Raw genomic sequence first — 20322 nt, 5'->3', positions numbered from 1 at the left:
GCGGCTCAGCCGAGCACGTCGGCGAAGAAGGCGTCGATGCGCTCGGCGAGGCCCGCGACTCGGGCCGCGACGATCTCCTCCACGGGCGGATCGAGCGGACCGCGCAGCGGCGGCTGCCGCACCCGGGCGTGGCAGCCGAGGTCCTCGCAGGCGAGCACGCCGACGGTGTCCCCGCGCAACCCGGCGGCGCCGGCGCGCGGCGCGGTGAACATCGCCACCTCCTCGAAGCGGGCGGTGAACCGGCAGAAGGTGCACATCACGGCCCGGTCGGGTCGGCCGGGCGCGCGGGCGATCGTGAGCAGCAGCCCCTCCGGCCGAGGTGCGCCCGACGACCTCGTCGCCCAGCGCACGAGGTAGCCGCGGTGGCGGGCCCGGCCATCGCGCCAGGCGAGCACGTCCCGCGCCGACCAGTCGAGTTCGCCGAGCGCGCGCGGCAGCAGCATGGTGCGGCGCGCCCGCTCGTCGGTGTTCCGGATCGACCCGCGGATCTCCGCTGGGGTCATCGCGCGCATGAGTTCGCTCCTCTCGTGATTTGGGCATATGCCCAAAATCACGCTAGAGGAGTTTTGGGCGCATGTACAATTCGAGGGTGAGCTACCTGTCGCACGACGAACGACGCAGCGAGTTGCTGCACGCCGCCGTTCGCGTGCTCGAGCGCGACGGCCTCGCCGCCGTCACCTCGCGCGCGGTCGCGACCGAGGCCGGCGCCTCCCCCGGACTCGTGCACCACCGCTTCGCGAGCACCTCCGAGCTCGCGGCCGAGGCGTGGCTCGCCTACGTCGAGCGCGAACGCACCGCCTACGAGCTCGAGACGCCCACCCCGGGCCGCGCCGCGTTGGACGCGTTCTTCGCCCCGTTCGCCGACGGCGACCTGGCCGGTCTCGCACGATGGGCGGATGCCTGGCGCCACGCCCAGAGCGACGAACGCTTCGCCGGGGCCTTCGCCGAGAGCTACCGCGCGCTCGAACGCTCCCTCGCCGCGCGCCTGCCCGGTGCGGGCGACCGCACGGCCGCCGCGAGCCGCCTGCTGCTCATCGCCTTCGGCATCGCCGGAGCGCAGCGGATCGATCCCGGCCTGCTCTCCGAGCCCGGCGCGCTCATGGCCGGCGCCATCGATCGGGAGCTCGCCACCTCCTGAGCGTTCGCGAGCTCCAAACCCCGCATGACGTCAGTATTCGTGGGTGCGCGGGCCTCGGCACCCGCAAATAGTGACGTCGCACCGGTGGCGGACGGGGTGGCCAGGAGAGGCGGGAGAGGACCCGGGGGGGGCGGCGGTGGCCGGGAGGGGCGGTGGGTCAGGCCTGCCGCTCGACGATGCCCTCGGCGTGCTCGGCGACCCAGCCGACGAGGGGCAGCATGCGCTGCATGAGCTCGTCGCCGAGGGGGCTGAGCGAGTACTCCACGCGGGGCGGCACCTCGGGATAGGAGGTGCGCACGACGATGCCGTCGGCCTCGAGCGTGCGCAGCGTCGAGGCGAGCATCTTCTCGCTGATGCCGTCGACCTCGCGGCGCAGCTCACCCCAGCGCAGCGTGCCCTCGCTCAGCGCGAGCAGCACGAGCACGCCCCAGCGGCTCATGACGTGGTCGAGCACGACACGAGTCGGGCAGCCGTGGGTGAAGATCTTCGGGCGCTCGATGCGCGGATCCGCAAGACTTACCTGCATGTGGGTACCTTACCGGAAAGTGGGTACCCTCCGGAAGGAATGCGGATGGCGAGGCATCCGGTTGGCCCATGGTGACGCCGGAGGGGCCGGCGCTTCCGAAAGGACCATCGCATGACCATCCTCGTCACCGCCGCCTCCGGCCAGCTCGGCCGCCTCGTCGTCGACGCGCTGCTCGAGCGCGGGGTCGCCCCCGCCGAGCTCGTCGCCACCGCCCGCGACACCGCGAAGCTGCAGTCCGCCGCGGAGCGCGGCGTGCGCACCGCCGTGCTCGACTACGACCGCCCCGAGACCATCACCGCCGCGCTCGAGGGCGTCGACACCGTGCTGCTCATCTCGGGCAGCGCCCCCGGCGCCCGCGCCGTCGGACACCGCAACGTCATCGACGCCGCGAATGCCGCGGGCGTCGCGAAGCTCGTGTACACGAGCGTGCCGAACGCGACCACCGCCGAGTTCGTGCTCGCCCCCGACCACAAGGCGACCGAGGAGGCGATCGTCGCGTCCGGCGTGCCCGCCGTCATCGCCCGGCACAACTGGTACACCGAGAACTACGCCGGCGACGTGAAGCAGGCCGCCGAGTCGGGCACGATCGTCGCGAGCGTCGGCGACGGCACGGTCGCGAGTGCGACCCGGGCCGACCTCGCCGCCGGGCTCGCAGTGCTGCTCACCGAGGACGGCCACCTCGGCGCCGTCTACGACTTCAGCGGCGAGCACGCCTGGGGCTACGAGGAGCTCGCCGCCGCGGCATCCGAGCTCACGGGCCGCGAGGTCGTGTACACGCCCGTGTCGAGCGAGGAGCACGTCGCCGCACTCGAGGCCGCCGGCCTCGACGCGGGCACCGCCGGGTTCGTCGCGGGGATCGACGACGGCATCCGCCGCGGCGTGCTCGCGAACGCCGACGGCACCCTCGCGCGCCTCATCGGCCGACCGACGACGTCGCTCGTCGAGGGGCTCCGCCAGGCGATCTCCGCCTGAGCCGGCCGCTCGAACGAGCCGAGGAGGGGCGGCGCCGCTCGGCGCCGCCCCTCCTCGCGGTACGCGGAACGCGGTCCGCGAACGCTCAGGCCACGAACTCGTCGGTCAGCGGCGCGGCGTGCGCGTACGGCGGGTCGATCTCGTGCGCGTCGATCCCGAGGCCGGCCGCGAGCCGGCGCACCTCGTCGCCGCGCGTCGCCGCGAGCTCGACGCCGCGGAGGTTCGCGTCGATCTGGTCGGGCCGGGTGGCGCCGAACAGCAGGGAGCACACCTCGGGCTTCGACACCGCGAAGGCGATTGCGAACTCGGCCGCCGTCACGCCGAGCTCCGCCGCGGCGGCCTGGATCGCGGGCACCCGGGCGCGGATCTCCTCCCGGATGCCGCCGATGTCGAGACCGATCTTGCGCACCGGTGCGAGCGTCCCGGTCAGGATGCCGCCCTCGAGGCTGTCCGAGGCGTGCACGCTGATGCCGGTCTCGGCGAGCACCCGCGCGTAGTCGGGCCCGTCGACCACGTTCTGCCGCACGAGCGAGTACTTCAGCTGCACCAGCTCGGGCTTCGGCAGCCCGCGCTCGCGGCAGTGCGCCCAGGCGCGGTGGATGAGCTCCGGCCGCCAGTTCAGCCCGCCCCAGGCGCGCGCCCGGCCCGAGGTGACGAGCCCGGCCGCCTCCTCGGCGAGCGCCTCGACGTCCATGCCCTCGCGCGGGTGCTCGACGATGATCACGTCGACCTGCTCGACCGCGAGGCGGCGCAGCGAGGCGTCCAGCTGCGCCGCGAGCGAGCGCTCCGGGTAGTCGAAGAACCAGACCTTCTCCGCGAGCACGATGTCCTCGCGCGCGAACGAGGCCTCCTGCAGCATCCGCCCGAAGAGCACCTCGGTGTGCGGCTTGTCCCGGTAGTAGGCGACGTCGAAGAAGCGGATGCCGCTGCGGAACGCGTGGTCGACGAGCGCCACGTTCGCCTCGAAGCTGAGCCGCGAGTAGGTGTTCCAGGAGCCGAGCGAGAGCTCGCTGACCTCGATGCCGGTGGTGCCGATGGTTCGCATGTTCGTATCGTTCACTTTCTCTTCATGGCGTTGACGAAGGCCTTCGCCCGCTCGGACTGCGGGTCGGTGAGCACCTGCTCGGGCGCGCCGAACTCGACGATCCGGCCCTGATCGAGCAGGGCCACCGCGTCGCTCACCTCGCGTGCGAAGTTCATCTCGTGGGTGACGATGAGCATCGTCATCCCGGCGTCGGCGAGCTCGCGCATGACGTCGAGCACCTCGCCGACGAGCTCGGGGTCGAGGGCGGAGGTCGGCTCGTCGAAGAGCATCACCGCCGGGCGCGGGGCGAGCGCCCTGGCGATCGCGACCCGCTGCTGCTGTCCGCCGGAGAGCATCGCCGGGTACTGCCCGGCTTTGTCGGCGAGGCCGACGCGGTCCAGGAGGAACCGCCCGCGCTCCTCGGCCTCCGCCCTCGATTGCCGCTGCACGACCCGGAGCCCCTCGCAGACGTTCTCGAGGGCGGTCAGGTGCGGGAACAGGTTGAACTGCTGGAAGACCATGCCGAAGTGGACGCGCTGCCGGCTCTTGCGCTTCTCGGCGAGCGGGTGGTAGACGCCGTCGCGCAGCTCGAAGCCGAGCACCTCGTCGCGGTAGCGGATCTCCCCCGAGTCGATCTGCTCGAGGAGGTTGATGCAGCGCAGGAAGGTGCTCTTGCCCGAACCTGAGGGGCCGAGCAGGCTGATGACCTGCCCCTCCTGCAGTTCGAGGTCGATGCCCGAGAGCACCGTGTGCTCGCCGAACCGCTTCTCGACGTCGCGCGCCCGAACGAGCGGTGCGCGCACGGTCTCAGTCGTCGACACCGCGGAACCCCTTTCCGAATCGCTTCTCGAGCTGGCGCTGGCCGAGCATCGCGATGCTGGTGAGCGCGAGGTACCAGATGCACGCCACGACGAGCAGCGGGATGGTCTGGTACGTCTCGCCGTAGATGAGCTGCACGGTGGTGAGGAGCTCCGTGTACCCGATGACGAACACCAGGGAGGTGTTCTTGAAGAGGGTGATCATCTCGTTGCCGAGCGGCGGGATCACCACCCGGATCGACTGCGGCGCGATGATGCGGCGCATCGCCTGCCAGTGGGTCATGCCCATCGAGCGCGCGGCCTCGAGCTGCCCTCGCGGCACGGAGAGGATGCCGCCGCGGTAGATCTCGCCGATGTACGCGCCCTGGATCAGGGTGAGCCCCAGGATCGCGGCGGTCGACTGGGAGATGAGGGTGTTCGTCGGCAGAGACGCGAACGGCGGCAGGAAGGGGAGCCCGATCGGGATCTGCGGCAGGAGCGCGGCGAGGAAGAAGATGAAGAGCAGCAGCACGAGCGCGGGGATGGCCCGGATGAGCCAGATGTACACCGCTCCGATCGCCCGGAAGACCGGGTTGGACGACATGCGCAGGTACGCGACGACGCCGCCCATGAGGAGGCCGGTGATGGCGCAGGTGACCGTCAGGACGATCGTGTTGCCGAGGCCGACCAGGATGTCGGGGTGGAAGAGGTACTCGGCCACGACGTCCCACTGCCAGTTGCGCCCGTTGACGAGGAAGTCGACGACGCCGAGGAGCACGAGCACGGAGATCGCGCCCGAGATCCACCAGCTCCAGCGGACCGGCCTCGCGAAGCGGTATTCGCGCCGCGCACCGGCCGCGGCACCGACGGCGGGCGCCGGTGCCGCGGTCGACTCAGAAGTCGGAGCCATTGATCTCGATCTCCTCGAGCGCGAGGCTCTCCTGCCCCCACTCGGCGAGGATCCGGTCGTAGGTGCCGTCGGCCTTCATCTCGGCGAGCACCCGGTGGATCGCCTCGGTGAGCTCCGGCTTCTCCTTCGGGACCCCGACCCCGTACGGGGCGAGGAGCTCCGGTTCGCCGGCGAGCTCGAACTCCTCGGGGCTGTCCTTGACCAGCTGATTGGCGACGGCGAGGTCGGACCACTCGACGTCGACGCGGCCGCTCTGCAGCGCGAGCGTCGCCGTGGGGCCGTCGGCGTAGCCCTGGATGTCGATGGCGGGCTTGCCCGCGGCGGAGCACGCCTGCTGCTCCTCGTCGGCGTAGCCCTGCTGGATGCTGCCCTTGACGATCGCGAGGCTGCGCCCGCAGAGGTCGTCGCGGCCGGTGACGCCCGCCGGGTTGCCGAGCTGGACCACGAGCACGACGCCGCCCTCGACGACGTCGACGAAGTCGAGGGTCTTCCGCCGCTCGGCGAAGTCGCCCGCGGCGAGCGCCACGTCGTAGCGGTTGGCGAGGACGCCCGGGATGACGGCGTCGGAGGAGACCTTCTCGAATCGGACCTCGAGGCCGAGCCGCTTCGCGTACTCCCTGGTGAGGTCGGGGATGACGCCCTTCATCTCGCCGCTGCCGCCCTCGGTGTACTTCAGCGGCTTGACGCTGCCGCTGTCGGCGGTGATCAGGACGCCGGGCTCGGCGAGGAGGCCGGCGAGGGGATCGGAGGCGTCGGCGGCCGGTTGCGCGCAGCCGGTGAGCCCGAGGGCGACGGCGACGAGTGCGCCGCCGAGCGCAGTGGAGCGACGGGGGGAAAGCTTCATTGCTCGTCCTTTCGAGAGGCGGTGTGAGGCGACCATACCCACGCCTCAGCGTGTTAGTCAATATGTGAACTAAATTGTCCGCGACTGGGTATGATCGGGGAATCGCCTGCACGCCGACGTGCGACGCAGGCCGTCAGCCAGCCGAGGAGAGGGGCGCATCCTGACCGCAGCGCAGCACGGGGTCCGCTCGTGAGCGGCCCCGACGGACAGCCCACCGCGGGGCGCTCGCCGTCACCGGACTTCGACGCCGCACCGGACGGCGAGGTGGACTACTGGTCGTTCGTCGATCACTTCGCGAAGCACGCGGGCGAGCAGCGACCCTGGCTCGATCTCGAGGCGGCCGAGTTCTTCATGACCCTGCATCGCGCGTTCGAGCTGATCGTCTACGACATCCGCGGCGAGCTCGAGCAACGGATGAGCTCGGCCGCGCTGCGGGTGCTGCTCGTGCTCACCACGGTGGGCCCGTCCACGCTGCTGCGCGTCACCGAGCTCACCGGGATGAGCCGGGCGGCGGTCTCGGCGCTGCTCAAGCGACTCGAGGCCGACGGGCTCGTCGACCGTTCGCCGTCCCCCGAGGACGGCCGGAGCATCGTCATCTCCGCCACCGCGGAGGGCAAGCGGGCCTGCGACGAGGTCTACCGCGACTACAACGCGCGGGAGTCGTTCTGGTACGCGCACCTCGACCCCGAGGAGGCCGAGGCGATCAAGCGCGGCCTGTCCCGCCTCGCCGCGAGCGTCAGCGAGGCGCGTCGCCGGAGCTGACGCGTGCTCCGAGCGGCGGACGCCCGGCGCGACGTCATGATCTGCCGGCCACCGAGCCGCGGCACCCGCAGAAGCCGACGTCATGCGGGGATGGGCGGAGCCGACGCTCAGGCGAGCCAGAGCGACGGCGCGCGGGCGACGAGCTCGCCCCGTGCCGCCCGCTCGGCCAGCCGCAGCGCGCCGTCGAGCGGGTCGCCGAGCGGCGCGCGCAGCTCGGCATCCGGTCGCAGCTCGGCGAGCGTCTCCCGGAACCGCTCGGCCAGCGCCCCGCCGGCGCCGAACAGGCCGCCCGTCGCGGCGACCCGCGGCGCGAGCCCGGGCACGAGCGCGGCGGCCGCGCTGCGCGCCGCCTCCGCCCCGGCCTCCGACACGATCGCGAGCGCGGCCCCGTCGCCGTCCGCGGCGAGCGCGACGACGTCGGGCACGAAGCCCGCGAGCACCCCGGCCCGGTCGTCGCGGGTGTAGAGCTGCGCCGGCCAGCCGGCCGGTTCGCCGAAGCGGGCCCGTGCGGCTGCGAGCAGGGCGCTGCCCGAGGCATCCACCCCGTCGTGCGCGAGGAGCGCGGCCTCGAGGGCGCGCCGCCCGATCCAGGCGCCGCCGCCGCGGTCGCCGAGCAGATGGCCCCAGCCGTCGACGCGGTGCCAGATCTCGTGCCCGTCGGAGCCGAAGGCGATCGCCCCAGTGCCGAGGGCGATGATCGCGCCGGACTCGCCGCCGAGCGCGCCGAGGTGGGCGGTGACGGCGTCGATCGCGACGGCCACGGCGGGCGCCGGGGCATCCGCGGGCCGAGGCGGCGCGAACTCGGCCCGCAGCGAAACGGCGAGACCGGCGGGGTCCGCGACGAGGCTCGCGAGGCCCGTCGCGCCGATCCCGCAACCGACGACGGCGGCGAACTCGGCCGGCCGCGCCTCACGGAGGCCGGCGAGCAGGCCGCGCGCGAGCTCGCCGGCGGTGCTGCCGTCGGCGGTGACCGCGACACGGGGCCCGTCCAGCTCGAATCGCGGTGCGCCGTCGAGCGGGGCGATCGCCGCGCGGCTGCCGGTGCCGCCGATGTCGATGCCGACGACGAAGCCGGCGGGCGCCGGGGTCATCCCTTGATGCCGCTCGCCGCGATGCCCTGCACGAAGACCCGCTGGGTCACGATGAACACGATGAGGGTGGGCAGCGAGGCGATGAGGGCGCCCGCGAGCACCACGTTCTGGTACTCGAAGCTCATCGTGTACGACATCAGCCGGTTCAGCGTCAGCACGACGGGGTACAGCGCGTCGGAGCGCAGGATCGACAGCGGCCAGAGGAAGTTGTTCCAGCTGTACACGAACATGAACACCGCGAGGGTCACGATCGCGGGCTTCAGCAGCGGCACGACGAACTGCCAGACGATGCGGAACTCCCCCGCGCCGTCGAGCCGTGCCGCCTCGATGAGCTCGTCGGGGATGTCCATGATGAACTGCCGCATCAGGAAGATGCCGAAGGCGTTCGCGAGCCACGGCAGCATGACGCCCAGGTAGGTGTCGCTCAGCCCCATGCTCGACACGAGGTAGTAGAGCGGCACGAGCGTCACGATCGGCGGCAGGAACATCGTCGCCACGACCGACCAGAACAGCAGGTCGCGCCCGCGGAAGTGGTGCTTCGCGAAGACGTAGCCGGCGAAGATGCTCGTCACCAGCACCGAGATCGTGCAGCCGCCCGCGATGATGATGCTGTTCATCATCGACTGCAGGAACGGCACCTCGGTGAGCGCGGTGACGGTCGGGTCGATCGTCGGCGAGGCGGGGAACCACGTCGGCGGGATCTGCGCGAACTCCGCCGGCGTCTTGAACGCCGAGATGACGAGCCAGTACAGCGGGAACAGCGGGATGAGCACGACGACGGCGAGCAGCGCGTAGAGCAGCGCCGTGGTCCAGGGGTTCCGCCGCCGGCGGCGGCCGGGCACCGGGCGCGCCCGCTCGACGGGGATCGGCTTCTCGGTGACGGCGGTCATCGCTTGCGTCCCTTCATGACCATGCCGAGCACCGCGCCGGCGACCACGATCATCATGAACAGCGACACGGCGAGCGCCGAGGATTCGCCGGCCATGCCGTACTGGAATGCGGTGCGCTGGATCTCGAACGACACCACGTTGGTGGAGTTCGCGGGGCCGCCCTGGGTGAGCAGGTAGATCGGGTCGAACACCTGGATCGAGTTGATGAACGTCATCAGCGCGACGAACACGAGCGAGGGCCGCAGCAGCGGGATCGTGATCGACCAGGTCTGCCGCACGATGCCGGCGCCGTCGATCTTCGCCGCCTCGTAGAGCTCCTCCGAGATCTGGGTGAGCCCCGCGATGAGCAGGATGACGTAGTAGCCGAGCATCTGCCAGACGTTGAAGATCACGAGGGAGACGAGCGCCCAGCTCGGATCGCTCAGCCAGCCCGGCGCGGGGATGCCGACCGCGCCGAGCATCGCGCTCAGCGGGCCGTAGCCGGGGGCGTAGATGTTGCCCCAGATGATGACGATCGCGATCGTCGGGATGACGTACGTCGCGAACAGGATGACGCGGACGACGCCCTTGCCCTTGATCTTCGGGAAGTAGAGGAGCAGCGCGACGAGCAGCGCGAGCGGCACGGTGATGAGCGCCGAGAGCCCGACGTAGGCGACGGTGTTCCAGATCGCCTGCACGCGCGCGGAGTCCGCGAACAGCCGGCCGTAGTTGTCGAGGCCGACCCAGCTCATCTCGGTGATGGGGGTGAACATCGACCATCGGTGGAAGCTGATCCACACCGTCATGAGCATCGGGATCAGCGTGAACACGCCGATGATGAGCAGGGCGGGGCTGAGGAACAGCGCCGACCAGCGGCCCTGCCCGCGTCGTCTGCGGGCGGGTCGGCTCGCGCGGGGCGCGGCCGCTGGGGCACCCGCCGTCGCGGGCGGGGTCTGCAGGGTGGTCACACGGGCCTCTCGGGGGAACGGTGGGGGCCGCCGGGCGGCGGCCTCCACCTCGAATACTGCTACTGCGCGGCCGCGAGCGCCGCGTCGACGTCCTTCGCCGCGTTCGCCATGGCCGTCTTCGCGTCGATCTGGCCGTTGATCAGCGCCTCGAGCTGACGCTGCAGGGCGTCGGTCGCCGCGGGGCCGCCGAGCACGGTCGGGAACGGCGTCGCCTGGGCGAGCTGCTCGACGTACGACGTGAGGAAGGGCGTCTCGAGCTGCGCCTGGTGCGCCTCGAGGTCGGAGGCGCGACTCGGCAGGATCCCCATCGAGACGAGGATGTCGGCCATCGCCGAGGAGCCGGCCTCGCCCGAGTCGGGCCCGTTCAGGTAGCTGAGGAACTTCCAGGCGGCCGCCTGCTTGGCGTCGCTCGCCTTGCCGTTCACCATCGTCATCCACGAGTACGAGATCGAGGACGACTCGGTCCCGCTCGGGCCGACGGGGATCGGCGCCGTCGCGACGTTCGCGAAGCCGTCGCCCATGCCGTCCTTCAGCGCGCTCTCCCACCAGTTCGCCATGATGATCATGCCGGTCTGGTTGTTGACGAAGGCGTCGAGGTACGGGCCGGTGGTGTTCGCGTTCGCCGGCGACTTCGCCGGGTCGGTCGAGCCGGCGTCGACGAGCTGCTGGTACAGCTCCGCCGTCTCGAGGGCCTCCGGGCTGTCGAGTGCGGACTTCGTGCCGTCCTCGTTCAGGAAGGAGCCGCCGTTCGAGGCGAGCAGCGACAGGAAGGGGTGCACCACGCCGGAGTTCCAGTTCGTGATGAATCCGATGCCCTGCTGCTCGCCGGTGGTGAGCGCGGCGGCGTCCTTCACGAGGGCGTCCCAGTCGGCGGGCGGCTCGGCGATGCCCGCGGCGTCGAACAGCTTCGTGTTGTAGTTCAGCTGGTAGAGGTCGATCTCGTTCGGGATGCCGTAGACGGCGCCCTGCTGCGAGGCCGCCGTGACGACGCCGGCGGGCCAGTTCGCCTCGACGTCGGCGGCGACGTCGTCGGGCGTCTGCGCCGCGAGGCCGTCGCGGACGAGCTCCGGCAGCCAGGCGTCGTAGATGCCGACGATGGCCGGGCCGTCGGCCGAGGCGCCCTGGGTGCGCAGCGTCGAGAGCAGGTTGCCGAACGGCACGGCCTGCACCTTGATCGTGATGTCGGGGTTGTCGGCGGTGAACGCGTCACCGGCGGCCTCGAGCATCTTCACCTGGTCGGGACCCCAGTGGGTGAGGAAGGTGAGCTCCTGCGCTCCCCCTTCCGCATCGCCCGTCGAGGCGGAGCATCCGGCGAGGCCGAGCGCGAGCGACAGGCCGAGGCCCACCGTCGCAAGGACTGACTTCTTCATGGTCTCCTTCATTTCTGTCGGGGGTGGTGCTGATGGCGGCGGTCGCGGGCTCAGGGCCCGGCGAGTGCGAACTTCTCGGTGCCGGCGGACTTGAACGCCGCGGCGCGCGGGACGCCGGCGAGGCATCCCTTCACCTGCATGAGCGCCGAGTAGTAGTCGATGAAGCGGAAGCCGTACGTCTCGCCGCGCGCGAAGGCGTGCTCGTCGATGCCGGTGCGCCAGCGCTGGTACGCCTCCTCGGGGATCTCGAAGTAGGTGTCGGCGTCGAACCCCTCCATGTCCTCCCAGTTCTCGGCGTGCAGGATCGTCGGCACCGAGTGGCGTTCGGCCTCGATCTTCTCGATGGGGATCGAGGCGAGGAAGGCGCCGCGGAGCGCGGCCTGCGCCGCGCGCTCGTGGTCGCGGTGCATGGAGTGCAGCCAGTGGGTGATCAGGATGTCGGGCTTCGCCTCGCGGATGATCGCGGCGATCTGCTCGGCGACCTCCTCGGAGTCCGGCAGGAAGCCGTCGGAGTAGTCGAGCGCCACGAACTCGGCCCCGATCGAGTCGGCGAAGTGGCGGCCCTCGCGGAGCTTCTGCTCGCGGTACACGCTCGGCGCGAGCACGGGGTGGCCGCGCTCGCCGTAGGTGCAGTCGACGATGATCGCCCGGCCGCCCTCGAGCACGACCTTGGCGAGCGTCGGGCCCGCGGTGAGTTCCATGTCGCCGATGTGGCCGCCGACGGCGATGACGGTGCTGCTCACGTCGATCCTTTCGTTGCGATGTGGCCGGCCCGCTCAGGCGAGCTCGGCGGCGAGGATGTCGAAGGTGCGGGTCGCGGCGAAGCCGGTCTTCGCGTAGAGCGCCGAGGCGGTGGAGCCCTCGTCGGCCCAGAGGAACCAGGCGCTGTGCGCGCCGAGGGCGGTCATCCGCTCGAGCGTGAGGTGCAGCAGCACCTTGCCGAGCCCCGTGCCGCGGCTCTCCGGCAGCACGCCGAAGGGGCCGAATCGCTCGATGACGGATTCGTAGGTGCCGTGCATGGCCCAGCCGAGCACCTCGCCCGCGGGGTTCTTCGCGATGATGATGCGCTCGAGCGGCATGCCGGCGACGATGCCCTCGCGGATGGCGCGCGCCCAGTCGGAGTTGAAGGCGTCGCCGGCGATGCGGATGAGCGGCACGAGGTCGTCGTTCTGCGGGGAGTCCAGGGTCCAGCCCTCGGCGCGGAGCGCGTCGACGCGTTCGCGGACGTCCTCGGGCATCGCGTAGCCGATGAGGGAGCGGTCCATCGCGCTCGGGTGCTCGATGCGGGTGAAGCCGAGCGAGGCGAGCAGGGCGGACGCCTCGGGGTAGCGTTCGGCGTCGAGGCCGGGCAGCACGTAGTTCGGGGTGTAGGCGGAGAAGACGACCCGGCGGGCGCCCTCGTCGCGCAGCCAGCCGAGGGCGCGGCCGACGAGCTCGCGGCCGAGGCCCCGTCCCCGTTCGCCGGGCACGACGAAGAAGAAGGGCAGCCAGCCGGTGTCCGGCTCGAGGTCGGCGCCGTGGTGGGCGACCCGACGGCGGACGGCGTAGGCGGCGCCGACGACCCGCCCGGCGCGCTCGGCCACGAAGAGCCCGCGCTCGTCGAAGTTGCGGTCGAGCAGCACGAGGTCGCGGAAGCGCCCCTCGGTCATGCCGTCGCGGGGCGCTGCGGCGGTCCAGGCCGCAGGGATCGCGCGGCCGTCGCCGAAGCGGAACGGCCGGATCTCGATCGCCTGGTCGAGGGTGCTCAACGTCGTCGTCCTTCCTCGCCGGCGAACGTCGCCGGCTCGATCAGTATGGCAAGAATTTTCATTCCTGTCGATCTGATTGGAGATGGTTTACACGATCGCAATGAACGAAGCCCGGCGACGGCCCTCGCGGCCGCACCATCCGCCCGCCGGACGCGACTCAGCGACCGCGCAGCGCGCGGGTGACCTCGCGGGTGCGGCGCAGCGCCTCGACGGTCTCGTCGTAGCGGCGCTGCGCGACCCCCACGAAGAGGCAGTCGATCACGGCGAGCTGCGCGATGCGGCTCACCATCGCCCCGGCCCGGAACGCCGTCTCCCGCACCGCGGTGAACAGCGCATGGTCGGCCGTGCGGGCGATCGCGGAGTCCTTCACCGCGGTCAGCGCGACCGTCGTCGCCCCGCTCTCCGCCGCGACCTCGAGGAAGCGCACGCACTCCACCGTCTCGCCGAGGTGCGAGAAGCCGATCGCGACGGTGCCGGGGATCTGCAGCGACGCCGCCGCGACGGCCTCGTGCGGGTCGGAGAGCACGACCGCGTTGCGGCCGAGGCGGAGCAGCTTGTGCCCGAGGTCCTCGCCGACGAACTGGCTCGCGCCGACGCCGTACAGCAGGATGCGGGACGCCCCGTCGAGGGCGTCGACCACGCGCTCCGCCACGGCGAAGTCGAGGTTGCCGAGCGTCTCCTCGATCGCGAGGATCTCGAGCGAGGCGAGCTTCGCCGCCATCTGCGGCAGGGTGTCGTCGCGGCCGAGGTCGGCCCCGAAGTCTGCCTGCCCGACGAACTGCGCGGACTGCCGTCCGAGCTCCGTGGCGAGGGCCATCCGGAGCGGGGCGTAGCCGGCGAAGCCGATCGCGTGGCAGAAGCGCACCACCGAGGCGACCGAGGTGTCGCAGGCCGCGGCGAGCTCGTTGATCGTGTTGTCGATCACGATCGACGGGTTGTCGCGGACGACCGCGGCGATGCGGGCGAGCGACGGGGAGAGCGAGGCCGCGGCGGCGTCGATCGTCGACTGGATGCTCACTGGTTCCCCCGTCTCGGCCGGTCGGTCGCTCCAAGTATGCCCGCCGCGACCCCGGCTCGGCGCCCGGAGCGCTGCGCGTCTCGAAAATCAGTTACATTGATTGCGCATCCACCGTAGACTCTTTACATGGCCGAGCGCATCGGCCCGACCCTCCAGGAGCCTGTCATGCCCCAGTCACCGGCGGCCGACCGCAGCGAGCCCGTTCTGGGCGCCGACGAGCTCGAGGCGCTGATGGACGAGCTCGCCACGCTCACGACCGAGCAGGCGGAGCAGCGCGGCGACCTCGACCTGCTCGGCACCGAGGAGCTCGTGCTCGCGATGAACGCGGAGGACCGCCGGGTGCCGGAGGCCGTCGCGGCGCGGGCGCCCGAGATCACCAGGGCGATCGACGGCATCGTCGAGCGGATGCGCCGCGGCGGGCGCCTCGTCTACCTGGGCGCAGGAACGGCGGGCCGCATCGGCGTGCTCGACGCGAGCGAGTGCCCGCCCACCTTCGGCACCGACCCCGCGCTCATCGTCGGCCTCATCGCGGGCGGCGACACCGCCATCCGCGAGGCCGTCGAGAACGCCGAGGACGACGAGGACGGCGCACCCGCGCAGCTCGCGGCGCTGGCCGTCGGCCCCGCCGACGTCGTCGTCGGCATCTCCGCCTCCGGCCGCACGCCCTACGCCGTCGGTGGACTCCGCTACGCGCGCGAGCACGGGGCCCTCACCATCGCGATCGCCTCGAACGCCCCCTCCGCCATCGGCGCCATCGCCGACATCGCGATCGACGTCGTCGTGGGCCCAGAGTTCGTCGCCGGATCCACCCGCCTGAAGTCGGGCACCGCCCAGAAGCTCGTCGCGAACATGCTGACGACGATCTCGATGATCAAGCTCGGCAAGACCTACCAGGGCATCATGGTCGATCTGCAGGCCACGAACCGCAAGCTGCACGCGCGCTCGGTGCGCACCATCATGGCACTCGCAGAGGTCGACGCCGACACGGCGAGCGAGGCGCTCTCCGCCGTGGGCGGCTCGGTGAAGCAGGCGATCCTCGTGCTCCGCACCGGCCTGCCCGCAGCGGCCGCCCCGGCCGCCCTCGACGCGGCCGACGGCGTGCTCCGCGCGGCGATCGCCGCGAACTCGGCCGCCTGAGCGCAGACGGAGCGGGGCGGCGCGCCGTGCGCACCGCCCCGCTCACCGTCTCGCCACGGCCAGCTCGCCGCTCGCGGCTCAGCTCGCCGCGACCTCCTTGGGCGCATCCGCGCCAGCCGCCTGTCGGACCTCGACCTTGCGCGGCTTCGCGCGCTCGGAGACCGGCAGGAGCACGCTCAGCACGCCGTTGTCGTAGTGCGCGCTGATCGATGCGGTGTCGATGCCCTCGCCGACGCTGAGCTGCCGGAGGAACGAGCCGCTCGGTCGCTCGTGCGCGAGCCACTTCACCCCCTCGTCGCCGCGGAGCGTGCGCTCGGCGCGGATGGTCAGCAGCTGGCCGTCGATGTCGATGTCGATCGAGCCCGGGTCGACGCCGGGGAGATCGGCGGAGAGCACGTAGTGATCGCCGTCGCGATGCAGATCGATCGGCATCATGCGCGGCCCCTGCCGCGAGTCGAGCATGGTCGCCGCGAGCCGGTCGAGGTCGCGGAACGGGTCCCAGGTCAGTGCCATGAGCGTCTCCTCTCACTCGTGCGGGCCGCGGGTAGGCGGCCCGAGGTTTCAGAGTTGAGTCGCATCGACTCAACACCGCCAGATTAGCACTCGACCCAGGAGAGTGCCAACGCCGAGGCGGCTCAGAACAGCCGCCGCTGCGCCACCACCTCGGCGCCCTCGAGCTCGAGCAGCGTGCGCTTGCGCTCGAGCCCGCCCGCATAGCCCGTGAGCGAGCCGTCGGCGCCGACGACCCGGTGGCACGGCACCAGGATGCTGATCGGGTTGTGCCCGACCGCGCGCCCGACCATGCGGGCCAGATTCCGGTCGCCGAGCCGGAGCGCGAGCTCGCCGTACGTCGTGGTCACCCCGAACGGGATCTCCCGCAGCATCGCCCAGACCCGGTGCTCGAACTCGTCGCCGCCGGCCGGGTCCATCGGCACGTCGAAGTCGCGGCGCCGCCCGGCGAGGTAGTCGTCGAGCTGCCGCGCGAGCTCCGTCAGCAGGGGGTCGGCCGCGGCATCCACCGCCGCGCCCAGCGAGCCCGCGGCAGGCGGGTGCCAGTGGGCCGGGAAGTAGAGCCCGGCGATCCCGCCCGCATCCGCGACGACGAGCAGCTCGCCGAGCGCGGTCGGCAGGGTGGCGTGGCGGCGGGTCATGCCCCCATTCTCGCCGCGTCGAAACCGCCGAGGGCCCGATCGAGCAGCGGATTTCGGACCTCTGCGCCGGACTAGGCTGAGCGGATGCCTCAGCTCCCCCGCGTCGCCGGCGCGCACCTCGTCGGATCCGTCAACCAGCCCACCGCCGAGGCGGTGTTCCGGCTCGCCGCGGGCGAACTCGGGGCGGCGCTGCCACGGATCCCCGACGGCGAGGTCGGCGAACGCTTCCACTGGATCCTCTTCCAGGGCGCCGCGTTCGACCGCGTCGCCGGACTCGTGCGCGCGCCGATCGACCCGATCGTCGTCGCCGGCTTCGACCTGCGGCCCCTCCTCCTCGACGGCACCGTGCCGGCCGCCGAGCTCGTCTTCGGCCCGCTCGGCTACGCCGCCGCCGCGGTCGAGAGCCACGCCGAATTCGTGCGGTTGCGGGAAGCGGACGTCATCCCCGCGGGCACCCGCTTCCAGGTCTGCCTGCCCTCGCCGCTCGCCCCGGTGACGAGCTTCGTCGCCCCGGCCGACCGGGCCGCCGTGTATCCGGCCTACGCCGCGGCGCTCGTCGCGGAGCTCCGCGCGATCGCCGCCGCCATCCCCGCGGAAGACCTCGCGGTGCAGCTCGACCTCGCCACCGAGTTCGCCTACCTCGAGGGCATCAGCCTCGGCGGCGGGCCGCTCGAGGCCTTCTTCGCGGCAGCGGAGGGTGCGGATGCCGACGCCCTCGCCGCCGAGGTCGCGCAGCTCGTCGCGGGACTCGCCGACGCCGTGCCGGCGGGCGCCGAGCTCGGCTTCCACCTCTGCTACGGCGACGTCGGCGAGAAGCACTTCGTCGAGCCGCAGGACGCCGGGCGCCTCGTCGCCGTCGCCAACGCGCTCGGCACGGCCGTCGCCCGGCGCATCGACTGGGTGCACCTGCCGGTGCCGATCGAGCGGACGGATGCCGCCTACGCGGCCCCGCTCGCCGGCTGGGCGCTGCCCGCCGCGACGACCCCGTTCCTCGGACTCGTGCACCACGAGGACGGGGTCGACGGCGCGCTCGCCCGCCTCGTCCCCGCGCGCGAAGCGCTGGCCGCTGCGGGCGTCGCCGAGTTCGGCATCGGCACCGAGTGCGGTTTCGGCCGCGGGCCCGCCGAGCGCACCGCCGGGCTGCTCGCCCTGCACCGGGAGATCCTCGCCGCCGCGCAGTAGGCCCGTCAGGTGTCGCAGGCTGCGAGGTGCACGACGATCGGCCCGGCGCGCCGGGCGGAGTGGCGCAGCGCGGCATCCGTCGTGCGACTCGCACCGCAAGCCGAGCGCGGCGACCGAGCGCACCGCGGGCGGGCGAGCGCGGCGCATGCAGGCCGGGCGAGCGTCGGCGGCGGGCGTTACGCTCGGCGCATGCGCATCCGATTCGAGGCCGAGATCTACGAGTGGGCGGCCCGGCGCAACTGGTTCTTCGTCGATGTGCCGCCCGAGCCGAGCGCCGACATCTCCGAGCAGCCGCGCATGCCCCGCGGCTTCGGGGCCGTCAAGGTCACGGTCTCGCTCGGCGGCAGCACCTGGAGCACCTCGATCTTCCCGAGCGGCGGGGTCTACGTGCTGCCGTTGAAGCGGGCGGTGCTCCGCGCCGAGCAGGTGGGCGAGGGCGACACCGTCCTCGTCTCGCTCGACGTGCACGACGGTTGAGGGGTGTCTGCGGGCGCGGGTAGCGTCGCCTCCATGGACGAGATCTCGGGTACGACGAGCGGCGGGGTCCCCTACACGGCGCGCGCGGCGACGCATCCCGACGCCCCCGTCGTCGTCGCCTGGCACCTGCTCGACCCGCCGAACACGCCGGCGGCCATGGCCGCCGCGCTCCCGCTCGCCGGGTTCGACGCGCACGTCATGTACCTCGGCCTGCCGCTCAGCGGTGCGCGCGCCGTGCACGACGACTTCGAGGCGCTGCTCGACAGCGGCATCGACCTGGTCACCGAGTTCTTCGGCCCCATGCACGAGCAGGCGCAGGCCGAGTTCCCCGCCGCGTTCGCCGAGATCCGGCAGCGGCTCGGCGCGAGCCGCTCGGCTCCGCTCGTCGCGCTCGGCGGCTCCGCGGGCGCGTCCGTCGCCGCCGAGGTCGCCGTCGCCCACGGCGCGGCGCTCGGCCTGCGCGCCACCGTCCTGGTGAACCCGATGCTGCGGCTGCGGCCCATGATCGACGCGATGGCCGAGTTCCTGCCCGAGCCCTATCGTTGGACGGATGCCTCGAGCGCCGTCGCCGCCCGCATGGACTTCGTGGCCCGCGCCGACGAGCTCCGCCAGCTCGGCACGCCCCTGCTCGTCGTCGAGGGCGATGCCGACGAAGCGCCCTTCCTCGACGCGGTGCGCGCGTTCAAGCGGCTCGAGCTCGCCGAAGTGCGCTACGTGCCGGGCGTCGAGCACGCCCTCGCCGAATGGCCGGGCACCGAGCCCGCGCCGCAGACCGACGCCGCCCGCGCCTACGACCGGATCGTGGTCGACTGGCTGGGCGCGGTGCTCGCCCGCTGATCCCCCGGACGGGCTACAGTGGAGCCGTCAGCACCGGGGATGCCAGACCGGGGGGACCATGTCGAAGCTTCGCACCGCCGCACTCGCCACGTGCGCGCTCGCACTCGCCGCACTCACCGCGTGCACCGCGCCGCCCGCGGCGAGCCCGGCTCCGAGCGCGCCTCCGACCGCGACGACCACGCCCCAGCTCCCGGCCGGTGAGCTCGAGGTGGTGTACCAGGCGCCGCAGCTCGCCGACGTCGACCGCAGCACGAGCCCGATCCTGCAGCCCGGCATCTCCGTTTCCGAGAAGTGGATCGCCGTCGTCTCCCCGCCAGACGGCACGCTCACCGTCTTCGACCGGGCCACGCTCGAGGAGGCCTGGTCCGCGTCCGGCGGGCCGACCGACTGGGGTCCGTGCGACGCGCCGTACTTCCTCTCCGAGGAGCGGCTCGTGCTGCTCACTGGCATCGAGGGCGGCGGGCCCTGCTCGCGCTTCGTCGTCTACGACCTCGAGAGCGGCGAGGCGGTCGACGGCTTCGAGTTCGTCACCGCGGAATACCAGGGCACCAAGAGCTACGAGCAGGTCACCGGCACCGCGGCCGTCGACGGCCGACTGTGGTTCGTCACCTCGTTCCATGGCCTGGGCTTTCTCGACCCGAAGACGGCCGAGCCCGAGGGCGTGCTCGATTCCGCCGAGCTCGGCGCCTTCACCGACGACCAGGGCGGGCGCGCGCACGTGAGCTCGCTCGCCGTCGATCCCGAATCCGGGCTGCTCGTCACGACCCTGCTGCACGGCGAGCTGATCGGCGACGCGCCCGCCGCCGACGTGTACGGCATCCGGGTCGATGGCGCCGAGGCCGAGGTGGTCTGGAAGTTCGGCGACACCATCGACGGCAACGCCACGCTCGGCGTCGGCGAGCTCGACGCAGCCGACCCGTTCCTCGTCGTCGACGACCGCGAACCGGGCGCGCTCGCCATCGCCGAGCTCGCCGACGGCAGCGCGGTGCTCGGCCGCCTCGATCCCGAGACCGGGCGCATGCCGGCGCCCATCTCGCCGACCACGCCGGTCGAGTTCGCGGCGGGGCTCGCGGACGGCCACGGCGCCTACGAGGTCGTCGGCGATCTGCTCGTCACCGGCGCGACGGGGCCGGACGGCGGCTCGCTCGACGTCGTCGGCTACGACCTCGTCACGGGCCAGGAGCGTTGGCGCACGACGCCGCCCGCACCGTTCACCGCGACCGTGCAGGACGTCAGCGTGGGCACCGACGGGCAGCTCTACGCGCTGAGCATCGGCCTCGTGAACGGCGACGCCGCGCTGAACCGCATCGACCGGGAGACCGGCGAGAGCACCGAGACCTGGCAGATCCCCTCGGGGCTCTTCGGCGAAACCGGCGTCACGGCGCGGGTCGTCGACGAGGCCGTCGTGCTCGCCTTCGAGAGCAATCAGACGATCGCCTTCCCGACGTCACCGCTCGTCATCCTGGCCGCGCCGCAGCGCGACTGAAGCACCCGGGAGGGC

The 20322-nt window shown here is 72.3% G+C and carries 23 protein-coding genes; 8 read left to right on the top strand and 15 right to left on the bottom strand.

The genetic code is table 11. The features are described from left to right. Window positions 1-5 precede the first annotated feature (5 nt). Window positions 6-512: an FBP domain-containing protein gene (locus MTP13_RS08230; RefSeq protein ID WP_243570571.1), complete on the bottom strand. Its 507-nt coding sequence runs from the start codon at window positions 510-512 to the stop codon at window positions 6-8. Window positions 513-589: 77 nt separating this feature from the next. Here MTP13_RS08230 and MTP13_RS08225 point away from each other — a divergent pair, with 77 nt between their 5' ends. Further along, window positions 590-1138, top strand: a complete 549-nt coding sequence (locus MTP13_RS08225) for a TetR family transcriptional regulator (RefSeq protein ID WP_243570570.1) — start codon at window positions 590-592, stop codon at window positions 1136-1138. A 157-nt stretch (window positions 1139-1295) separates the two neighbouring features. On the opposite strand, the gene MTP13_RS08220 is transcribed toward MTP13_RS08225, so the two are convergent. Then, window positions 1296-1664, bottom strand: coding sequence for a winged helix-turn-helix transcriptional regulator (locus MTP13_RS08220; RefSeq protein ID WP_243570569.1), 369 nt, complete (start codon window positions 1662-1664; stop codon window positions 1296-1298). A 111-nt stretch (window positions 1665-1775) separates the two neighbouring features. Here MTP13_RS08220 and MTP13_RS08215 point away from each other — a divergent pair, with 111 nt between their 5' ends. Beyond that, window positions 1776-2636, top strand: a complete 861-nt coding sequence (locus MTP13_RS08215) for an SDR family oxidoreductase (RefSeq protein ID WP_243570568.1) — start codon at window positions 1776-1778, stop codon at window positions 2634-2636. An 85-nt stretch (window positions 2637-2721) separates the two neighbouring features. On the opposite strand, the gene MTP13_RS08210 is transcribed toward MTP13_RS08215, so the two are convergent. From MTP13_RS08210 to MTP13_RS08195, 4 genes are read right to left on the bottom strand one after another with little or no spacing between them, the layout of a single operon-like run. After that, window positions 2722-3681: an aldo/keto reductase gene (locus MTP13_RS08210; protein ID WP_243570567.1), complete on the bottom strand. Its 960-nt coding sequence runs from the start codon at window positions 3679-3681 to the stop codon at window positions 2722-2724. An 11-nt stretch (window positions 3682-3692) separates the two neighbouring features. After that, window positions 3693-4481 carry an amino acid ABC transporter ATP-binding protein gene (locus MTP13_RS08205; RefSeq protein WP_279399771.1) on the bottom strand — a complete coding sequence of 263 codons (789 nt, stop codon included), beginning with the start codon at window positions 4479-4481 and terminating at the stop codon, window positions 3693-3695. After that, window positions 4468-5367, bottom strand: coding sequence for an amino acid ABC transporter permease (locus MTP13_RS08200; protein ID WP_243570566.1), 900 nt, complete (start codon window positions 5365-5367; stop codon window positions 4468-4470). The genes MTP13_RS08205 and MTP13_RS08200 overlap by 14 nt, the downstream gene beginning before the upstream one ends. Further along, window positions 5351-6211, bottom strand: a complete 861-nt coding sequence (locus MTP13_RS08195) for a transporter substrate-binding domain-containing protein (protein WP_243570565.1) — start codon at window positions 6209-6211, stop codon at window positions 5351-5353. The genes MTP13_RS08200 and MTP13_RS08195 overlap by 17 nt, the downstream gene beginning before the upstream one ends. 189 nt (window positions 6212-6400) lie before the next feature. Between MTP13_RS08195 and MTP13_RS08190 the strand changes: the two genes are divergently transcribed. Next, complete coding sequence (locus MTP13_RS08190; protein WP_243570564.1) at window positions 6401-6973, top strand: MarR family winged helix-turn-helix transcriptional regulator; 573 nt, start codon at window positions 6401-6403, stop codon at window positions 6971-6973. A gap of 107 nt (window positions 6974-7080) precedes the next feature. Here the strand turns inward: MTP13_RS08190 and MTP13_RS08185 are convergent, their stop codons facing one another. From MTP13_RS08185 to MTP13_RS08155, 7 genes are all read right to left on the bottom strand, one after another. After that, on the bottom strand, window positions 7081-8064 hold the full coding sequence (locus tag MTP13_RS08185; protein ID WP_243570563.1) for a BadF/BadG/BcrA/BcrD ATPase family protein: 984 nt from the start codon (window positions 8062-8064) through the stop codon (window positions 7081-7083). Further along, window positions 8061-8954, bottom strand: coding sequence for a carbohydrate ABC transporter permease (locus MTP13_RS08180; protein WP_243570562.1), 894 nt, complete (start codon window positions 8952-8954; stop codon window positions 8061-8063). Before MTP13_RS08180 ends, MTP13_RS08185 begins: the two co-directional genes overlap by 4 nt. After that, a complete protein-coding gene (locus tag MTP13_RS08175; RefSeq protein ID WP_243570561.1) occupies window positions 8951-9901 on the bottom strand; it encodes a carbohydrate ABC transporter permease in 951 nt (316 codons plus the stop codon). The genes MTP13_RS08180 and MTP13_RS08175 overlap by 4 nt, the downstream gene beginning before the upstream one ends. Window positions 9902-9960: 59 nt before the next feature. Then, window positions 9961-11271 (bottom strand): extracellular solute-binding protein, encoded by a 1311-nt coding sequence (locus MTP13_RS08170; RefSeq protein WP_243570560.1) that lies wholly within the window; start codon window positions 11269-11271, stop codon window positions 9961-9963. A 50-nt stretch (window positions 11272-11321) separates the two neighbouring features. Continuing rightward, window positions 11322-12014, bottom strand: coding sequence for a PIG-L deacetylase family protein (locus tag MTP13_RS08165; RefSeq protein ID WP_243570559.1), 693 nt, complete (start codon window positions 12012-12014; stop codon window positions 11322-11324). A gap of 33 nt (window positions 12015-12047) precedes the next feature. After that, window positions 12048-13019 carry a GNAT family N-acetyltransferase gene (locus MTP13_RS08160; protein WP_243570558.1) on the bottom strand — a complete coding sequence of 324 codons (972 nt, stop codon included), beginning with the start codon at window positions 13017-13019 and terminating at the stop codon, window positions 12048-12050. Window positions 13020-13176: 157 nt separating this feature from the next. Then, window positions 13177-14037 (bottom strand): MurR/RpiR family transcriptional regulator, encoded by an 861-nt coding sequence (locus MTP13_RS08155; RefSeq protein WP_243570557.1) that lies wholly within the window; start codon window positions 14035-14037, stop codon window positions 13177-13179. A 126-nt stretch (window positions 14038-14163) separates the two neighbouring features. Between MTP13_RS08155 and murQ the strand changes: the two genes are divergently transcribed. Further along, on the top strand, window positions 14164-15174 hold the full coding sequence (gene murQ, locus MTP13_RS08150) for an N-acetylmuramic acid 6-phosphate etherase (protein ID WP_341681528.1): 1011 nt from the start codon (window positions 14164-14166) through the stop codon (window positions 15172-15174). Window positions 15175-15252: 78 nt separating this feature from the next. Here murQ and MTP13_RS08145 read toward each other — a convergent pair whose 3' ends face one another. Together MTP13_RS08145 and MTP13_RS08140 are read right to left on the bottom strand one after the other, a co-directional pair. Next, window positions 15253-15687, bottom strand: coding sequence for an Hsp20/alpha crystallin family protein (locus tag MTP13_RS08145; protein WP_189083493.1), 435 nt, complete (start codon window positions 15685-15687; stop codon window positions 15253-15255). Window positions 15688-15809: 122 nt separating this feature from the next. Next, complete coding sequence (locus tag MTP13_RS08140; protein ID WP_243570556.1) at window positions 15810-16325, bottom strand: methylated-DNA--[protein]-cysteine S-methyltransferase; 516 nt, start codon at window positions 16323-16325, stop codon at window positions 15810-15812. Between the two features lie 84 nt (window positions 16326-16409). On the opposite strand from MTP13_RS08140, the gene MTP13_RS08135 reads away from it, so the two are divergent. The 4 genes from MTP13_RS08135 to MTP13_RS08120 all read left to right on the top strand — a co-directional run bounded on the left by MTP13_RS08135 (window position 16410) and on the right by MTP13_RS08120 (window position 20307). Then, window positions 16410-17507, top strand: coding sequence for a hypothetical protein (locus MTP13_RS08135; protein ID WP_243570555.1), 1098 nt, complete (start codon window positions 16410-16412; stop codon window positions 17505-17507). 189 nt (window positions 17508-17696) lie between these two features. Then, the gene (locus MTP13_RS08130) at window positions 17697-17984 is read left to right on the top strand and encodes a DUF1905 domain-containing protein (protein ID WP_243570554.1); all 288 of its coding nucleotides are present in this window, start codon (window positions 17697-17699) and stop codon (window positions 17982-17984) included. Between the two features lie 33 nt (window positions 17985-18017). Further along, complete coding sequence (locus MTP13_RS08125) at window positions 18018-18821, top strand: alpha/beta hydrolase family protein (RefSeq protein ID WP_243570553.1); 804 nt, start codon at window positions 18018-18020, stop codon at window positions 18819-18821. Between the two features lie 58 nt (window positions 18822-18879). Then, the gene (locus tag MTP13_RS08120) at window positions 18880-20307 is read left to right on the top strand and encodes an NHL repeat-containing protein (protein WP_243570552.1); all 1428 of its coding nucleotides are present in this window, start codon (window positions 18880-18882) and stop codon (window positions 20305-20307) included. Window positions 20308-20322: the final 15 nt, after the last annotated feature.

Source organism: Agromyces soli (assembly GCF_022811605.1).
Lineage (GTDB): Bacteria > Actinomycetota > Actinomycetes > Actinomycetales > Microbacteriaceae > Agromyces > Agromyces soli.
The sequence above is the reverse complement of the archived record's forward strand: the minus strand, read 5'-3'. Positions and strand labels throughout refer to the sequence as shown.

Bases quoted from the DNA above. Each gene is read 5' to 3' on its own strand.
- MTP13_RS08210 (WP_243570567.1), bottom strand. From the start codon at position 3,681: ATGCGAACCATCGGCACCACCGGCATCGAGGTCAGCGAGCTCTCGCTC.
- MTP13_RS08135 (WP_243570555.1), top strand. From the start codon at position 16,410: ATGCCTCAGCTCCCCCGCGTCGCCGGCGCGCACCTCGTCGGATCCGTC.
- MTP13_RS08185 (WP_243570563.1), bottom strand. From the start codon at position 8,064: ATGACCCCGGCGCCCGCCGGCTTCGTCGTCGGCATCGACATCGGCGGC.
- MTP13_RS08120 (WP_243570552.1), top strand. From the start codon at position 18,880: ATGTCGAAGCTTCGCACCGCCGCACTCGCCACGTGCGCGCTCGCACTC.
- MTP13_RS08195 (WP_243570565.1), bottom strand. From the start codon at position 6,211: ATGAAGCTTTCCCCCCGTCGCTCCACTGCGCTCGGCGGCGCACTCGTC.
- MTP13_RS08125 (WP_243570553.1), top strand. From the start codon at position 18,018: ATGGACGAGATCTCGGGTACGACGAGCGGCGGGGTCCCCTACACGGCG.
- MTP13_RS08170 (WP_243570560.1), bottom strand. From the start codon at position 11,271: ATGAAGAAGTCAGTCCTTGCGACGGTGGGCCTCGGCCTGTCGCTCGCG.
- MTP13_RS08180 (WP_243570562.1), bottom strand. From the start codon at position 8,954: ATGACCGCCGTCACCGAGAAGCCGATCCCCGTCGAGCGGGCGCGCCCG.
- MTP13_RS08230 (WP_243570571.1), bottom strand. From the start codon at position 512: ATGCGCGCGATGACCCCAGCGGAGATCCGCGGGTCGATCCGGAACACC.
- MTP13_RS08200 (WP_243570566.1), bottom strand. From the start codon at position 5,367: ATGGCTCCGACTTCTGAGTCGACCGCGGCACCGGCGCCCGCCGTCGGT.
- MTP13_RS08215 (WP_243570568.1), top strand. From the start codon at position 1,776: ATGACCATCCTCGTCACCGCCGCCTCCGGCCAGCTCGGCCGCCTCGTC.
- MTP13_RS08140 (WP_243570556.1), bottom strand. From the start codon at position 16,325: ATGACCCGCCGCCACGCCACCCTGCCGACCGCGCTCGGCGAGCTGCTC.
- MTP13_RS08220 (WP_243570569.1), bottom strand. From the start codon at position 1,664: ATGCAGGTAAGTCTTGCGGATCCGCGCATCGAGCGCCCGAAGATCTTC.
- murQ (WP_341681528.1), top strand. From the start codon at position 14,164: ATGGCCGAGCGCATCGGCCCGACCCTCCAGGAGCCTGTCATGCCCCAG.
- MTP13_RS08145 (WP_189083493.1), bottom strand. From the start codon at position 15,687: ATGGCACTGACCTGGGACCCGTTCCGCGACCTCGACCGGCTCGCGGCG.
- MTP13_RS08130 (WP_243570554.1), top strand. From the start codon at position 17,697: ATGCGCATCCGATTCGAGGCCGAGATCTACGAGTGGGCGGCCCGGCGC.